The following is a 16,972-nucleotide window of genomic DNA, read 5'->3' on the forward strand; positions in this document are numbered from 1 at the left end:
ACAAAATTTTCGCCAACAAGTCAAGAGGGAAAATCGTTTTTAACGCATTTATAAAGACTCTGAAATTGCAGTGGTGACAAGGCTTCCGGGCGATCTTTGAGTGAAACCCCCTCCTCTTCAGCCCACTGCAACACTTCGTCAGAAATGAATGATTTCAATATCTTACCTAATTGTTTGCGCCTATACTGAAAACAGTATTTAACCAGCTTGGCAAGCCCCGCAATATCACTGGGCTTTTCTTCAACGGGACGTGGAAAAAATTTTATCACCGCAGAGTCAACTTTGGGTTTCGGCTTAAAAACAGTCGGCGGAACCTTGAAAAGATAATCCGTCCGGCAAAAACTCTGTATCCAGACACTGATCGCTCCGTACTTCTTTGATCCCGGCCCGGAAGTTATCCTTAAGCCCACCTCGTGCTGGACCATAAAAACGCAAGTGGCATTACACTGCGCGGCTATATCCCACATAATTTTCGAAGCCACGTTGTACGGCAGGTTGCCCACAATTTTCCAATTTTTATCAGGATCGAGCCCGGCCCAGTCAAACTTCATGGCATCCTCAAGAACCACATCTGCTGCCGGATATTCCTGCTCAAGGGCCGGAGCAAGGTCACGGTCCTTTTCTACTAAAGTAAGACTTTCAGGACCGGCTTCAAGGATAAACCTTGTCAAAGCTCCCTGACCGGGACCGATCTCAATAATTGAATCTGCTTCAGATATCTTAAGACTATCTACTATTTTACGTGCTATATTGGCGTCTTGCAGAAAATTCTGCCCGAGACTCTTTTTTGCTCTGTGTCTGGTCTGCACAAAAACTCCACTAAATATATTAATTTAAAAAAGTGACTTTAGCTTCAGTAAGGCCAGTTATGCAAGTTTAAGCTGAGCAGCATTAATATAAAAATAAACAAACAACCCTAAAGTAATCTTAACTTACGCCGATACAAAGTTCGTATTTCGCAAATAACTCTAAATAAGAGGATAGCTATATGAGTTTTGATTTTCGTGTCGGTGGAGACCAGCAGGCATACGCGACTTCAACAGTTCAAACCGCAGCAGCCGAAGGAGTGGAAAACAAAACCACCAGACTGACCATGGGTAAAGGTGAAGACGGTGACACCGTTTCTATCTCTCAGGCAGGACAGGACAAGCTTGCAGCCATGCAATCCGGTGCTTCCGGTACTGAAAAAAGCTCTGAAGAAACTTCAAGCATCGACCAGCAGATTGAAAAACTCCAAGAGCAGATAAAAAAGATCAAAGAAGAGATCGAAAAGCTGCAAAAAGACCCTGAAAAGAACAAGGACCAGATTGCGGCAAAGCAAAATGAATTGATGCAATATCAGGGGCAGCTAACTGAATTACAAACACAAAAAAACAAAGCCGAAGGAGCCAGCTCCGGCGGTGGAACCCGTGCCAACGGCATGGGCAATTCCTTGACCTAATTCGAAAAGCACACAAAACAAATAAAGCTGTAACTTGCGCAAAATTTATCGCAAGTTACAGCTTTTTTGGTTTTTCAGCATAATTTTCCAACGGACTTTGACAACGGCCCCGAAAGATTTTAAGCCAGTTTCATAAAATCAATCCGTATGGAGGAATTTCATGAATCTGAGGGATTACATCCGCGACATACCCGATTTCCCTAAAGAAGGTATCGTATACTTTGATATCACCCCGCTTCTGGCTGAGCCCAAAGCATTTCAATATACTATTGATCAGTTGGCTGAACGCTTCGCTGATTACAAAATAGACAAAATCGCTGCTGCCGAAGCACGCGGCTTTATCTTCGGAGCACCGCTGGCCACCAAGCTTGATATCGGCTTTGTGCCTATCCGCAAGCCCGGCAAGCTGCCTTACGAGACCATCTCCGTAAGCTACGACCTTGAGTACGGCACTGACAACCTCAGCATGCACATTGATGCAGTTGCCAAGGACGAAAATGTTCTGCTCATCGACGACGTTCTCGCCACTGGCGGAACAGCAGAAGGAATGGTCAAACTGGTTGAAAAAGCAGGCGGAAACGTATCCGCAATGGGTTTCATCGCCGAACTTGGTTTTCTTAACGGAAAAAGCAAGCTGGCCGGAATCGAAACCACCAGCCTCATCCAGCTTTAATCAGGATATTTCAAAACTCCTGCCCCGGATCACGGATTACAAATCAATGATCCCGGCAGGAGTTTTCTTTTTTCACCTTTGCAAATAAGGAAAGATACAATCATGGCAGTAATCGGCATCATAGGCGGCAGCGGTCTGGACAATCCCGATATCCTGAAAGACGCAAAGGATTCGGAAGTCTCCAATAAATGGGGTAGCCCCAGCTCCCCCATCAAATCCGGAACAATCGCCGGAAAAGAAGTGCACATCATCGGCCGTCACGGACGCGAGCACACTATCCCCCCGACCTACGTGAACAACCGGGCCAATATTCAGGCTCTCAAGGATCTCGGCTGCGACTGCATTCTGGCCACCACCGCAGTAGGATCATTGCGCGAAGAAATCGACCGTGGACATCTGGTCATCATCGACCAGTTCATTGATTTCACCCGCAGGCGTGAGCTTACATTTTTCGAAAGTTTTGAGCCGCACGCCCCGGCCCACACTCCCATGGCAGAGCCTTTTGATGCCGGACTGCGCACAAAATTGAACGAAGCCTGCAAAGAACTCGGCGTTACGGTTCACGACAAAGGGACAGTAGTCACCATCGAAGGTCCCCGTTTCTCCACTCGCGCTGAATCGCATATGTTTCGCGCATGGGGAGCAGACATCATCAACATGTCCACCGCGCCTGAAGCGATTCTCGCCAACGAAGCCGGAATCCCCTACGCCGCCGTAGCCATGTCCACTGACTACGATTGCTGGAAGACCGACGAAGCACCTGTCACATGGGATGATATTCTCGCTATTTTCAAAGCCAATGCCGAGAATGTAACTTCCATGCTGATCAAGACTATTGAAAAGATTTAGTTGCCTCCGGCGGCCCTTCAGGGACCAAATAACCCTTTTGAAAAAGGGTTCTCTGGACTCTCCTAAAACTTTTATTATGGCTTCGCCACTGTTGACGTTAAGCTGTGCGGAATAAATTTATGCAGCCGAATAAATGCGATCTAATCATCAAAGGCTCTTACATTCTTACCCAGAATGAGGAGCGTGAGTTAATTAAAGACGGTGCTATTGCTGTCAGCGGGAAAATTATTTCTGCTGTTGGCAAGCTGTCTGATATTGAACAAAACTGGATTGCTGATAAAACCGTGGATTGCGGTAAATCAGTCCTTATGCCCGGATTGATTAACTCACACACTCACGTGCCTATGACGCTTATGCGCGGGGTAGCAGACGATCTGCCCCTGCTGGAATGGCTGCATAATTATATGTTTCCCATTGAATCAGGTCTGACCAAGGATTTGGTTGAATTGGGAGCGCGACTGGGTTGTGCTGAGATGGTTGCCAGCGGAACAACTGCAATATTTGACGGTTACATGTATGAAGATGTGGTCGGCAAGGCAGTTGATGAGACTGGTATGAAGGCTGTTCTGGGGGAAGGATTTTTTAAATTTCCTTCACCGTTTTTCAAAACTGCGCAGGATGCATGGGATACAATTGAAGCGTTGCATGACCAATTTGCAGAACATGAGCGGATCAAAACTTCGGTTACACCTCATGCGGTTTTTACAACCGACCCGGATCAGTTAGCCGAAAGCATGGAACTTGCCGAGCGGCTGGATCTTCTCTGGCAGATTCATGCGGCGGAATCCGTACCTGAAACAAAGCTCACTCTGGAAACTTTCGGAAAACGGCCCATTGAGATTCTTAAAGATTATGGATTACTGCGCGAACGCACCCGTCTGCATCACTGTGTGGATGTAACTGACGAGGAGATAGGATGGATAAAGGGCTCCGGGACTATGATCGCCCATAATCCGCAATCCAACCTGAAACTGGGCTCGGGCATCTGTCCGCTGACTAAATTCATCGCTGCCGGGGTCAATGCAGGCTTAGGTACTGATGGAGCAGCCAGCAACAACAATCTTGATATGTTTGATGAGATGCGCACCGCAGCCATGCTCCAAAAGGGATTCCTGCGAGATCCGGAAGCAATGCCCGCACAAACAGTTCTCGATATGGCGACCCTGTGCGGAGCTGATTTTCTGGGATTTAAGGACACCGGAGCAATTAAATCGGGCATGAAAGCGGACATCGTCGCTATAAATATGGACAAGATGCACCTTAAACCTGTATACAACCCCCTCTCGCACGTAATTTACTCCGCCGGAGGACAGGATGTCTGCCTGACGGTATGCGATGGAGAGGTCCTTTACCGTGACGGAGAATTTTTCAGCGTTGATGTTGAAATTATTTCCCGTGAAGCGGAAAAGGCCGTAGAATGGGCCTTAAAGCGGCTTGAAAGCCGCTGATCGGATATTTTTTTAAGATCCAAAAACAGATTTTTCCTTGACAACATAGGGGAAGACTGCATATGGATTTGTGCTTTTCCAAGCAAAGATATTTAAAGATAAAACAACGCTTGTTCGCAAGCGACTTGCCAAACAGGAGGCGCTACATGGCTAAAAAGAATGCAAGAGTACACGCACTCGAAGGTGCAGAAATGACTGCTGAAGGTCTTTCTTACAAAGGCGTAATTCTCGAAACCGTTGTTGAAAAATGTGACGGTTGTGAACGCGCAGTTGAATTCGAAGGTTCCAAATATTGTCCCAGCTACGCTCAGCCCGCTAAAAAGTGGTCTCACAGCGTATGTAACTTCGCCACCCACGTGCGTGCCGGTGTTGACAAAGAAGGTAAAGTTAAAGTTAACCCGCTTAAAGCATCCAAGCGTGCTGCACGCGGTCGCTAGTATAGCACCAGCACAATTAATCATTAATTGTATTCATAGTTCATTTTATGAACACGGTGTTAGTTTCAAGCGAACACTGTCTTTTCAGGCAAGTCGTTAACTAATATTACCGGAAAAACATTCTTTACGAATGTTTTTCAACTGATTCATTTCGTGTATCATGGGAGCCGGACTTGTTCCGGCTCTTCTCTTTGGTACGTTAGAACGTATTTCAATTTTCTTAACCCTGTATCTGATGCATAACCGGAGATATACCCATGCCCACTCAGCTTCTTTCAAAAATTGACGACATGAAAGACGCAGCTCTCGACCTCCACGCCAAGCTGGTTGCCATTCCCGCTATCGGTCCCACCAACAATGGAACCGGGGAAAAAGCAAAAGCGGACTTCCTGACCGAATACCTCAAAGTGAACGGTTTTGGTGAAGTCAAATCATACAATGCGCCGGATGACAGGGTTGAGTGCGGTTACAGGCCGAATCTGGTTACCAGAATTCCCGGTCAGGACAGCTCCAGAACATTATGGATCATCTCCCATATGGACGTTGTTCCGGTGGGAGATCTCAGCCTCTGGAAAACTGATCCTTTTGAAATGGTACAGGACGGGGATGCCCTTTACGGACGCGGAGTGGAAGACAATCACCAAGGTCTGGTCAGCTCAGTGCTTGCAGCCAAAGCCTTGATGGATTCCGGCATGACTCCGGGCATCAATGTCGGCCTCATTTTTGTAGCTGACGAAGAAACCGGTTCCCATTACGGCCTCGAATATCTGGTCAAAGAACACGGAGACCTGTTCAAAAAGAACGACCTGTTCCTCGTACCCGATTCCGGAGAGCCTGATTCCGCACTGGTTGAAATTGCGGAAAAGTCCTCAGTCTGGTTCAAAGTCACCGTAGAAGGAAAACAGTGCCACGCATCTACTCCCGAACAGGGCGTGAACTCACTTGTGGCTGCCGCAGCCATGATCATGGAAGTACCGGAACTGAAATTCCATTTTGACGAAGAAGATGAACTTTTTTCTCCGCCACACTCCACTTTCGAACCGACCAAGAAAGAAGCCAACGTTGAAAATATCAACACCATTCCGGGCAAGGATGTCTTCTACATCGACTGCCGTATACTGCCCAGTTATGACCTTCAGGAAGTAATTGATCAGGTTAAGGGCATGGCTCTTTACGTTGCCGAAGAATACGGCGTAAAAATCACTGTGGATATTGAAAGCAAAAGTCAGGCTGCCCCGCCCACCCCGGTGGATTCCGAAATCGTGGAGAAAGTTGTTTTCGCGGTCAAGGAAGTTTACGGCGTGAACGCAAAACCCGGCGGAATCGGCGGCGGAACCGTTGCCGCACATCTGCGCGAACGCGGACACCAGACTGTTGTATGGTCCACCCTGCTGCATCAGGCCCACCAGCCCAATGAAAAAGGGTCCATCAGCAATACCTTGAACGACGCAAAAGTGATGGCGCTTCTGCCGTTTTAAGAAAATTTAGTTAATATCATGATCAAAAAATCACCGCCCCCAGCTAAATTCGATCTTATTGTTTGCGGAGCGGGCCATGCAGGCTGCGAAGCCGCCATGGCTGCTGCAAACCTTGGCCTCAAGACCCTGCTTTTGACCATCAATGTGGATCGCATCGGGCATTTGTCCTGCAACCCTGCCATCGGCGGGCTTGCTAAAGGGCACATGGTCAAAGAGATTGATGCGCTGGGCGGCTACATGGGTATGTGGTCCGATAAGGCCGGAATCCAGTTCCGCATCCTGAATACGCGCAAAGGTCCGGCAGTACGTGCCAGCCGCGCCCAGATGGACCGCAATGAATATATGCGTGTCGTCCAGAAAGATATTTTTGCGCAGGACAATCTCTGGGTCCGGCAGGCTATGGCTGAATCCCTGATCATTGAAGACGGCAAGGCTGCCGGGGTTGTGACGCAGATCGGTGAAAAATTTCATTCCCGTTCAGTGATGCTGACCACCGGGACTTTTTTACAGGGACTGATGCACATCGGGCTGGAAAATTTCAGCGGAGGACGCATGGGCGACCCTGCATCCGTGGGCATGTCCAAAAGCCTTGAAGAAGCCGGACTGACCCTCGGCAGGCTCAAAACCGGAACAACTCCCCGCCTCCTTAAAGACTCCATTGACTACGATAAACTGGAAGAACAGCACGGAGATAATCCACCGCAACCGTTCAGTTTTCGGACCAAGGAAATCAGCCTGCCGCAGGTTTCCTGTCACATAACATACACCAACGAAAAGGCGCACGAGGCCATACGCAGCGGCTTCGAACGTTCGCCCATGTTCACCGGAGTTATCAAGGGAACCGGAGCACGCTACTGTCCTTCCATTGAAGATAAAGTTGCGAGATTCCCGGAAAAAGACCGCCACCAGATTTTTCTTGAGCCGGAAGGTTACGAAAGTCCTGAAGTATACCCCAGCGGTATCCCCACCAGCCTTCCGCTGGATGTGCAGAAACGCATGATCCATTCCATCGTAGGTCTGGAACAAGCCCAGATCGTCCGTCCGGGTTACGCCATTGAGTATGATTTCGTTCCGCCCACCCAGCTCTTGCCGACCCTTGAAACCAAGGTACTCCCCGGCCTCTATCTGGCCGGGCAGATCAACGGTACTTCCGGTTACGAAGAAGCTGCGGCACAGGGCCTTTGGGCCGCCTGCAACGCTTTCTGTAAACTGACCGGGCGCGACCCGTTCCTGCTTTCCCGCGATCAGGCTTACATTGCCGTGCTGGTAGACGACCTTGTCACCAAAGGGACTCAGGAGCCGTACCGCATGTTCACTTCCCGTGCAGAATACAGACTGCTGCTACGCGAAGGCAATGCCGATCTACGCCTTACCGAAATAGGCCGCGAACTGGGATTGGTTAAAGACGAACACTGGGCACTTTATTCTGCCAAAAAGAAAGGGCTTGATGAAGTAGTGGAACTGATGAACTCCACCCGCATAAAACCGGACCAACCCACCCGCGAGATCATTAACGAGATCGGCGGCACTGTTCCAAATAAATCAGTCACCCTTTCAGCTGTGCTGCGCCAGCCCGAACTTTCCATCGAAGACATGAAACATTTCAGACCTGAAATTGAAAGCTATGCTGACGATATTCTCACTGAAGCGGAAACCCAAATCAAATACGAAGGGTACCTCGTCCGCCAGCAGGAACTGGTAGATAAATTCCGCAAAATGGAATCTGTCAGCCTGCCGGAAGAAATCAACTACTCTGAAGTTTCAGGGCTGACCCGTGAAGCAGTTGAAAAGCTCACGGAAGTCCGTCCCCTGACACTTGGACAGGCCAGCAGAATTTCCGGAATTACTCCGGCTGCGGTCTCTTCAATTGAGATTCATCTGAAAAAAATCGGTGCCATTTAATTATAACGCCTGTTGGTTAAAGCATTTACTTTTCAAAATCATAAAAAATAAGTATAAGTAAACAAAGGGCTTTAACATTTAATCAAGGCTGTACCAGATGGCAGTAGATCAGGAATTCCTATACAAGACCCTGCGCGGTTTCGGAGATACGGGACTCCCCCAGCAGACAGTCAATATGCTGATTGTTGTCGGCTTTTGCATTATTGCCCTTGTTGCCGCCGTGCTTTGGTATAATAACAGAGAATTGAAAAAGAAGCTGAATGTTGTCCCTACAAGCTGGATTACGGATAAAGACCAGCTTGATAAAATATTTGAAACAGCTCTGGTATACCGTTCAAAAATTGATCTCAGTTTTCATTCAAAATCTGAAAAAAGACGTACCATAGCCTGCTCCATTGACGATATAAATGAGCACCTCGTTCTCGAAATACCGGCTAACGGAAACATCGGCAAATCTTGGTTAGGACGTGAGGTGGCCGGTTTTTTCCATGTCCCCGCCAAGCAGGCCGGGATGGTTATTTTCTACAACTTTACTTCAACAATTACCGACGTTAAAACCAAAGGATCACAATACTTCAATCTGATAGTTGCACTACCTGACCATCTGGAACAGACTCAGAAACGGGAATTTTTGCGGGTCTCGCCCCCTTCACGCCACTATGATTACACAAACATAATCCCCGACACTAAGCAGGGTGTGGCTGCCGGACTTAAATTTATCGCCACCAACGGCGAATATGCTCCCGGACACATGGGCGGAAAAGACGCCAATGTATTCCTTTCGGATATCTCCGGTGGCGGGCTCTCCCTTGAGCTGACCCACATGACTGGTAAACGGGCTTCGAGATTCAAGATCAACAAAGGTCAGAATTTTCTGGTATTGCTTAGCCTTGTTGATTTCGGTGATAGAGGCATTGTACGCCATCTTTTTGTCACCAAAATCAGACGAGTATTCATCGACCCCACTCAGGGAAGGGCACAGCTTGGGCTTTCATTTGAGTCGCAATTTATGGGATTTGATGAAGACACCAAAAAGCCCAAATGGGAAAAAGTTGGCAACAACGGTTGCCCGGAAATGGACGACTGGACCTATAACCTTTACCTTGAGCTATACAGAGAAGGTAATGAATAATTAAGGTTGTTGACACAAGCAGTACATAATAAGTAGATATTAGATCAGACTTAATTTCTATTTATGAGAATCAGGAATAACCGCAAAAAGGAGAATTGAATTGGACGACGGTTCTGAAGGCCGATTGTGGGCCAAAATGGTCAATATTTTTAAAAAATCAGACTCCCCCCTTGAAGAGCACATCCTCGAAGCAAGCGAAGACGGCGAAATCAAAGATGAAGTCGTTTCCATGCTGCTCAATGTCCTTGAACTCAAGGATACCGAAGCCAGCGAAATAATGATTCCCCGCACTGATATGATCGGCGTTGAAATAAACGGCGGTCTGGCAGATGTTGCGCAGGAGATCATTGAGCATGGACACTCCCGCATCCCTGTCTATCAGGAAACCAAAGACCGAATCGTAGGAATTATTCACGCCAAAGATATTATTGCCCCGCTTCTCAGCGGAAGCACCGAAACTCCGCTTGAAGAAATTATGCGGAAACCTTTCTTTGTTTCTGAGAATGTCAAAGTCAAAACCCTGCTTAAAGAGTTTCAGACCGGCCGCATTCATATGGCTATCCTTCAAGACGAGTACGGTGGAACATCCGGCCTGATCACCATGGAAGACGTACTGGAAGAAATCGTCGGTGATATTTCCGATGAACATGATGCCGACCGTCCTTCAGACTTTGAAGAACTGGAAAACGGTAAATTCCTTATATCCGGCAGGGTTCCCCTGACTGAAGTCTCTGAAAAACTCGACCTTAGCCTCGATTCCGAACATGTGGAATCAATCGGCGGCTATATTTCAGAGCTGACCGGGCGAATTCCCCATGTTGGAGAATTCATCAATATTTCGGGCTACAAATTCACTGTACACGAAGGTGATGCCAAACAAATCATTTCAATCCTCATAGACCCACCGACCGGTAACTAGAATGCATCCAGCTGTTCCGATTCTTATTGCAATGCTGTCCGCAGGACTCGGTTATGCCACCCCCCTGCTCCATCTCCCTGCTGCAATCCTAGCCTTCCCGCTGGCTCTCGGCATGATTGCATTTTCAGCTGCGTCACCGCGCAAGGCCCTTAAACAAGGCTGGATAGCCGGGTCATTAGCCGCGCTGGCCTGCATGTACTGGATAGCTTATCCGGTAGGTGTTTACGGCGGACTGTCGTGGGCTTTGGCTATCCCCTGCCCTATTCTGGTCGCCATGCTGATCGGTGCATATTATGCTGGCTACACCTATATTCTAAGCCATGCGGCCCGTGCCTTACCGCCCTTTGCACTATTCATATTCAGCGGCCTGCTCTGGACCAGCATGGAAACCGCGCAAGGATATCTGTTCTCCGGATTTCCATGGATGACTTTATCTTCAGCACTGGCTTTCAGGCCGGAGTGGATTCAGGGAGCTGCTTTTATCGGAGCCTACGGTCTTTCAGGACTGCTGGTTTCCGTGGCTACCGCTATCCTGTGCTGCAAAGTATCCCATCCGGCAAAGATCTGGGCTATCTCAGTGGTCATGCTTATCATCATCCTCGGTGGAATGCGTACCAGCCCGGAACAATTTTCCAATCTGGTGAAAACCGGTGACACATCCATCGGACTGATTCAAGGCAATATTGATCAGGCCAAGAAGTGGGATGCCAAATACAAAAAAACAACTTTCGAAAAATATCTGCGCCTGAGCAGAGAGGTTATAGACAAGACTGATCTTGTTATCTGGCCGGAAACAGCCATGCCTTTCTATCTACAGGACGGCGGAATCATGCGCGCGGAATTAATTAATTTCGCCACTGAAACCAAAACCCCCGTCCTGACCGGTGCCCCCGGATACGTACTTCACAGCAAGGGCAACTTCTCGCTCTACAACCGGGCCTATCTTATCTCACCGGATAAAAAATACATGGACTGGTACGATAAAGCACACCTCGTGCCTTTCGGTGAATATATGCCTTTTAAGGAATTCCTGCCCCTTGGCAAGCTGGTGCAGGGCGCAGGGGATTTTCTGCCCGGTTCCGACGCATCTCCGCTGCAAAGCGGCAACCTTGCTATGGGTATGCTCATTTGTTATGAAGGTATCTTCCCGGAACTGGCACAGGAACGGGTGAAAAAAGGTGCCAACATATTTATAAACATCAGTAATGACGCATGGTACGGCGACACATCCGCTCCGCGGCAGCATCTCAATCTGGTAACAATGAGAGCTGTGGAACAGGGTCGCTATATGCTAAGAGGCACCAACACCGGAATCTCCGCCTGCATTGATCCGCTGGGCCGGATCAGCCACGCCACCGGCCTTTTTGTCGACGCGGCAGTAGCGGCTGATGCCGAACTCATGGGCGGCAATACGTTTTACCACGCAAACTACAAAACAGTTACAACGACCCCGTTGATAATGACCCTGTTTGCCGCAATATGGATAATTATAAACCGCCGCAAAAATCCGGCGGGAATTAAAATATAAAGGAATTACACCAGAACATGCTTCAATTTTCAGACCTCAGATCCAAGGCTTTGACCTGTATAGAAAAATATGAATCCCTCTGGGGGCGTCTTTGACCACGCACAGAGCAAAGAACGACTTGAAGAAATAGAACACGACCTCAGTAAACCCGGCGCATGGGACAAACCTGACGCGCTGACCCCGGTTCTGCGCGAGAAATCCATGCTCGAAGAAAAGGTCACTTCATATGAAAACCTGACCTCCACAAAAGATGATGTCGAAGAATGGCTGATGATGGCCTCGGAAGATCAGGAGCAGGAAGTTCTTGAAGCCCTTTCCGAAAACGTTGAAAAACTTGCCAAGCTGGTGGAACAGACCGAGCTGGCAGCCCTGCTTTCCGGGCCGGAAGATAAAAGCACTGCCATTCTGGAAATTCATCCCGGAGCAGGCGGAATCGAATCACAGGACTGGGCGGAAATGCTGCTGCGCATGTATTTGCGCTGGGCAGATAAGAGAAACTGGAAAACCAGCTATCTCGACTACCAGCCGGATGATGAGGCCGGAATCAAAAGCGTAACCCTGCGCATTGAAGGGCTTTACGCGTACGGCTTCCTTAAAGGTGATGCAGGTATCCACCGCTTAATTCGAATTTCCCCTTTTGATGCATCAGGCAGAAGACATACGTCTTTCGCGTCAGTGGATGTTTATCCTGAGATCACTCAGGATATAGAAATCGAAGTCAAGGATGAAGATATACGTCTTGATGTTTTCCGGGCCAGCGGTCCCGGCGGGCAGCACGTTAACAAGACAAACTCTGCGGTACGCATCACCCATCTGCCCACGAATATTGTTGTTCAGTGCCAGAATGAAAAATCGCAGTTGAAGAACAAAGAAACCGCCATGAAGGTCCTCAAGTCCCGGCTTTACGAGCAGGAACTCAAGAGACAGGAAGAAAGCAAGAGAGCTGACTACGCCACCAAGGATTCCATCGGATTCGGCAGTCAGATCAGGACATATACTCTGCAACCCTACCGACTGGTCAAGGACCATCGCTGCGGAGCCGAAGACGGTAATGTCGAAGCGGTTCTGGACGGCGAACTCGACGGCCTGATCAGAAAATACATGCTTGAAGCATACGGCGGAGAAAATGAGCGCTGAGTACATCGCTGAAAATGAAGCCAGCCTTCTGGAGGAACTGCTTTCCGTACGGGACAGATTCTGCAATGAAAAAGGTGTCTGCCACTCTCAGAAATGCCCGGAAGGACTGACCGTAATGAGGCTCTGTCCGGGGATGACTCTTGAGGCATGGGAGATACTGGCGGAAAGACACGGTCTTAACGACTGGATGACCATGCCCCTTGACCAGAACATGGCTCCGCACCTGAATCATATTCAATCCGTGCTGCAAGAACTTTCCTACAAAACAGAGCACGACCCGCTGACCGGTCTCTCAAACCGCAGGGTCTTTGAAAGAACCCTTGATCAGGAAATTGAAAGGACCAGAAGGGCCAAGACCCCGCTGACCCTTGCCATACTTGATCTTGATAATTTCAAAAAGGTTAACGATACGTGGGGGCACCTGAAAGGTGATGAAGTCTTGATCGACTTTGCAGACCTCCTCTCCCAGAATTCACGGCGCTACGATCTGGTAGCCCGCATCGGCGGGGAAGAATTTGCAATCATCCTTTCCGGGGTGGGGCTGGTCAAAGCCAAACAGCTTATGGAAAGATTGTTGGATAAAGTACGCGATCTTACCTTTGCCAAGCCGGGCAGCAATGAAAGCTTTTCAATTACCTGCTCTGCGGGAATATCCTGCTTCAAAGGCATGGTGGATATTGAAATGCACGAACTGATCAGCAAAGCGGACAAAGCTCTATATGAAGCCAAAAAGTCCGGTAAGGATCAGGTCTGCTCCGCCGACATTCTTGATTTTGAAACAGTGACCAAGGAAACCCTTGTACACGCCAATGAAAAAAAATTTTTATTCACGGGAAACTAAAGCCGCACTCTCGAAATAAATTTCTATTTATTTTGAATCTCTATTAAATTTTATTGTTACCCTAATAAAGGAACATATAAGACATGATCAACGCCAACAAAACACTAAGCCTTGCTATCATGAGCGGTAAGGGCGGAGTCGGTAAAACCAACCTTTCCCTTAATCTTTCCTATGCCCTGAACACCGGGGGCAACAGCCTGCTGCTCATGGACTGCGACCTCGGACTGGCCAACCTCGACGTTCTGCTGGGCATTTCCCCGGAATCAAATATGCAGGACCTGCTCACCAGCGGAGCCAAACCTTCCGATATTGTAATCCCCATTGAGGAAGGAAAGAAATTTGACATCCTTCCCGCTGCTTCCGGTGTACCGGAACTGGTTGAAATGGACGAGGATATGCAGGACCTTCTGTTCAGCAAAATAACCAACCTTGTGGGCGGTTACCAGTATCTGGTGCTCGACCTTGGCGCGGGAATCAACGGCACAGTTCTTTCTTTTGCCGCCATGACCCAGATGAGAATTGTGGTAATCACCCCGGAACCGACATCCCTGACCGACAGCTACGCCCTGATTAAGGTATTGCATTCTCAACACAATGTCAGTGATTTCAATATCATAGTCAATCAGGCTTCCAATGAAAAAGAAGCAAGAGAAACATTTGAACGCCTGAACATGGCCTGCGAAAAATTTCTTAATATTAAGTTGAAAAATATGGGTCATGTGCGTTATGATCCTGCGGTAACAGAAGCTGTAAGACGGCAGATTCCTTTTATTAAGTATGCTCCCAAATCTGAAGCCAGCCGGGATATCCTCAATATTGCGGTTAAAATTCAGAAGATCAGGATGGAAAATATGGGCAGACTCAGTGAAAGACCTGTCATGAAAAAATTTCCAACACTAGACGAGTAATTATGCTTGACGAAAAGGGTAACTTTTCGGCATAGTTGTACTAGAAATGGTAAAAACACTAGCTCGTCACACTCAACACGATGTGGGAGAGGACATGAACAAAAGCGAACTGATCAAGAGTCTTGCGGAAGAAAGAGGTCTCCACGTGGATGAATCTGCCGAAATTGTTGATGCATTTGTTGATGCAATCAAAGAGGCGCTTGTTCGCGGCGACAGAGTTGAAATCAGAGGATTCGGCAGCTTTAAGATGAAAGAATACAAAGGCTACACCGGACGTAATCCCAAGACAGGTGACGTTGTTGACGTTACCCCTAAAAAACTGCCTTTTTTCCGCCCCGGTAAAGAGCTGAAAGAATATCTGAACGGTTAATGCGGCTTCTTATAGTTGTTTTTCTTATCCTTGCCAGCATGGGAACCTCAATGGCCCACGCTGGCAAGGATGTACTGTTGTCTATTGCCGACACCGCTAATACTTTCGGGACTGTCAATCCCTGCCCCACCTGAGGAAACAAGACCCTTGGCGGACTGGCCCGGCGGGCCGGATATCTTCAGGATTTACGGGTAGCACAAAAGCATGACGTCCTGATACTGGGCGGTGCGTATGAATTTCTGCCGACCTCCGGCGAAAAATTTTCCGATAAAAAACGAAATGCGCTGACTGAAGCTTTCCAAATCATTAATTATGATTTAGGAATTCTTAGTCCTGCTGAATTGAGTTTTCTGCAAAAATCCCCCACGGGAATTCCGCAAAACTGGATCGGCAACACAGAAGCACAGATTATCAACAAGCCCCTTGCCCATGGCAGAAAGGCGGTCATAATCGTACTTCCCTACCTTGAAAAAGGGTCCGACGACCTTCCTGATGATCTTATTGATGAATGCGCCACACTGATCAAAGAACACAGGAATAAAGCGGATCTAGTAATTACCATGAGCTCATGGGGTTACTTCAGGGAGAAAAAATTTCTCGCCAATCCGGTCATTGGCGAGGCTCCCCCGGACATTCTCCTGGGAAGCGGTGACGGACCGGGAATGTCCGGTAGTCTTACCGCAAAAGGCAAGACTTTGTGGGTTCGCAGCTACCCTACCGGAAAAGCGGTTAATAGGATCGACATTTACGACTGGCCCTCAAGAGCTGATGATTTCAAATGGTCTTCCGGGCAAAATGTAAAATGGTTCTTGCAGACTCTGACGGAAAAACTCCGTGAGGCACCTGAAGCCGTAAAGCTGCTCAGTGGTATTTCGGACGATAAGTAAAATTAATTTGGAGGCTTAGACAATGACATTCCAAGGAGCATTCACTGCTCTGGTCACTCCGTTCAAAAACGGGGAGATTGATCAGGACGCATACCGCGAACTGATCGAGTGGCAGATTGAACAGGGGATCGACGGTCTTGTACCTTGCGGTACTACCGGCGAAGCGGCAACAATGACCCATGACGAACAAGGTGAGGTTATTAGAATCTGTGTCGAGCAGGCCAAGGGACGTGTCCCGGTCATCGCCGGCGCGGGTTCAAACAATACTAAGGAAGCCGTAAACCTGACTAAGCTTGCTAAACAGGCAGGCGCAGACGCCACCCTCCAGATTACACCTTACTATAATAAACCGACTCCTGCGGGCTTGCTGGCGCATTTCAAAGCCCTTTCCGAAGAGGCATCCATGCCCTTCATTCTTTACAATGTGCCCGGTAGGACAGGACTCAACGCCCTTCCTGAAACCATCGCCATGATCGCAAATCAAGTTCCTGACGTGGTTGGCGTAAAGGAAGCAACTGCCAATCTCGGACAGGTTTCCGATGTAATCGAGCAGTGCCCCGAAGGTTTCACCGTACTTTCCGGCGATGACTTCACTGTACTGCCCCTGCTCTCCCTTGGCGGGCACGGCGTAATTTCCGTTGTTTCCAACATTATGCCTAAAACAATGTCCGACATGTGCGCGGCATTCAAGGCCGGAGACATGAAAAAAGCACAGGAACTGCACTTCAAAATGCAGCCTGTTAACAGGGTCATGTTTGTTGAAACCAACCCTATTCCGGTCAAAACTGCACTGGGTATGATGGGTAGGTTCGAGACTTCCTTCAGGCTGCCACTGGTTCCGCTCATGGAAGAAAGCAGTGCCAAGCTTGAAGCTCAGCTCAAAGCAAGCGGCCTGATCTAGATCGCTTTAGCAATACAATTTAAAATCCCCGCACGGTTCACCGTGCGGGGATTTCTTTGTTTGGATGCGCTACGCGCTTTTATTAAAAGATTTAGCCTCCGGCGGCCAAAGACCCCTTTAA

General features: G+C 48.4%; 18 protein-coding genes. 17 read left to right on the forward strand and 1 reads right to left on the reverse strand.

Going from position 1 to position 16,972, the window contains the following annotated elements:
- Window positions 1-20 precede the first annotated feature (20 nt).
- Entirely contained in the window at window positions 21-809 is a 789-nt protein-coding gene (gene rsmA, locus FMS18_RS12830; protein ID WP_163295070.1) for a 16S rRNA (adenine(1518)-N(6)/adenine(1519)-N(6))-dimethyltransferase RsmA, read from the reverse strand.
- A 179-nt stretch (window positions 810-988) separates the two neighbouring features.
- Here rsmA and FMS18_RS12835 point away from each other — a divergent pair, with 179 nt between their 5' ends.
- The 17 genes from FMS18_RS12835 (at window position 989) to dapA (ending at window position 16,851) form a co-directional block, all read left to right on the forward strand.
- On the forward strand, window positions 989-1,441 hold the full coding sequence (locus tag FMS18_RS12835) for a hypothetical protein (RefSeq protein ID WP_163295071.1): 453 nt from the start codon (window positions 989-991) through the stop codon (window positions 1,439-1,441).
- A gap of 160 nt (window positions 1,442-1,601) precedes the next feature.
- A complete protein-coding gene (locus FMS18_RS12840; protein WP_163295072.1) occupies window positions 1,602-2,114 on the forward strand; it encodes an adenine phosphoribosyltransferase in 513 nt (170 codons plus the stop codon).
- A gap of 102 nt (window positions 2,115-2,216) precedes the next feature.
- Window positions 2,217-2,963 carry an S-methyl-5'-thioadenosine phosphorylase gene (gene mtnP / locus FMS18_RS12845; protein WP_163295073.1) on the forward strand — a complete coding sequence of 249 codons (747 nt, stop codon included), beginning with the start codon at window positions 2,217-2,219 and terminating at the stop codon, window positions 2,961-2,963.
- A gap of 119 nt (window positions 2,964-3,082) precedes the next feature.
- Window positions 3,083-4,411: an amidohydrolase family protein gene (locus FMS18_RS12850; RefSeq protein WP_163295074.1), complete on the forward strand. Its 1,329-nt coding sequence runs from the start codon at window positions 3,083-3,085 to the stop codon at window positions 4,409-4,411.
- A 146-nt stretch (window positions 4,412-4,557) separates the two neighbouring features.
- Entirely contained in the window at window positions 4,558-4,848 is a 291-nt protein-coding gene (locus FMS18_RS12855) for a PxxKW family cysteine-rich protein (protein ID WP_163295075.1), read from the forward strand.
- A 257-nt stretch (window positions 4,849-5,105) separates the two neighbouring features.
- Window positions 5,106-6,326: a M20 family metallo-hydrolase gene (locus FMS18_RS12860; RefSeq protein ID WP_163295076.1), complete on the forward strand. Its 1,221-nt coding sequence runs from the start codon at window positions 5,106-5,108 to the stop codon at window positions 6,324-6,326.
- Between the two features lie 18 nt (window positions 6,327-6,344).
- Complete coding sequence (gene mnmG / locus FMS18_RS12865; protein WP_163295077.1) at window positions 6,345-8,228, forward strand: tRNA uridine-5-carboxymethylaminomethyl(34) synthesis enzyme MnmG; 1,884 nt, start codon at window positions 6,345-6,347, stop codon at window positions 8,226-8,228.
- A 97-nt stretch (window positions 8,229-8,325) separates the two neighbouring features.
- Window positions 8,326-9,360, forward strand: a complete 1,035-nt coding sequence (locus FMS18_RS12870; protein ID WP_163295078.1) for a hypothetical protein — start codon at window positions 8,326-8,328, stop codon at window positions 9,358-9,360.
- Between the two features lie 100 nt (window positions 9,361-9,460).
- Window positions 9,461-10,279: a hemolysin family protein gene (locus FMS18_RS12875; protein ID WP_163295079.1), complete on the forward strand. Its 819-nt coding sequence runs from the start codon at window positions 9,461-9,463 to the stop codon at window positions 10,277-10,279.
- 1 nt (window position 10,280) lies between these two features.
- The gene (gene lnt, locus FMS18_RS12880) at window positions 10,281-11,807 is read left to right on the forward strand and encodes an apolipoprotein N-acyltransferase (protein WP_163295080.1); all 1,527 of its coding nucleotides are present in this window, start codon (window positions 10,281-10,283) and stop codon (window positions 11,805-11,807) included.
- Between the two features lie 17 nt (window positions 11,808-11,824).
- A protein-coding gene (gene prfB, locus FMS18_RS12885; RefSeq protein WP_203544631.1) for a peptide chain release factor 2 occupies window positions 11,825-12,944 on the forward strand; the annotation gives its coding sequence in 2 pieces (ribosomal slippage) (window positions 11,825-11,899 and window positions 11,901-12,944; 1,119 coding nt in all).
- Window positions 12,934-13,785, forward strand: a complete 852-nt coding sequence (locus FMS18_RS12890; protein ID WP_163295082.1) for a GGDEF domain-containing protein — start codon at window positions 12,934-12,936, stop codon at window positions 13,783-13,785. Before prfB ends, FMS18_RS12890 begins: the two co-directional genes overlap by 11 nt.
- Before the next feature lie 83 nt (window positions 13,786-13,868).
- Window positions 13,869-14,693, forward strand: coding sequence for a MinD/ParA family protein (locus FMS18_RS12895; protein ID WP_163295083.1), 825 nt, complete (start codon window positions 13,869-13,871; stop codon window positions 14,691-14,693).
- Between the two features lie 46 nt (window positions 14,694-14,739).
- Window positions 14,740-15,063 (forward strand): HU family DNA-binding protein, encoded by a 324-nt coding sequence (locus FMS18_RS12900; RefSeq protein ID WP_163295084.1) that lies wholly within the window; start codon window positions 14,740-14,742, stop codon window positions 15,061-15,063.
- Window positions 15,063-15,197: a hypothetical protein gene (locus FMS18_RS20920; protein WP_275405830.1), complete on the forward strand. Its 135-nt coding sequence runs from the start codon at window positions 15,063-15,065 to the stop codon at window positions 15,195-15,197. Before FMS18_RS12900 ends, FMS18_RS20920 begins: the two co-directional genes overlap by 1 nt.
- Before the next feature lie 207 nt (window positions 15,198-15,404).
- The gene (locus FMS18_RS12905) at window positions 15,405-15,950 is read left to right on the forward strand and encodes a hypothetical protein (protein WP_239061035.1); all 546 of its coding nucleotides are present in this window, start codon (window positions 15,405-15,407) and stop codon (window positions 15,948-15,950) included.
- 22 nt (window positions 15,951-15,972) lie between these two features.
- Entirely contained in the window at window positions 15,973-16,851 is an 879-nt protein-coding gene (gene dapA / locus FMS18_RS12910) for a 4-hydroxy-tetrahydrodipicolinate synthase (RefSeq protein ID WP_163295085.1), read from the forward strand.
- Window positions 16,852-16,972 lie beyond the last annotated feature (121 nt).

Origin of the sequence: Desulfovibrio sp. JC022 (genome assembly GCF_010470665.1) — a bacterium.
GTDB lineage: Bacteria > Desulfobacterota > Desulfovibrionia > Desulfovibrionales > Desulfovibrionaceae > Maridesulfovibrio.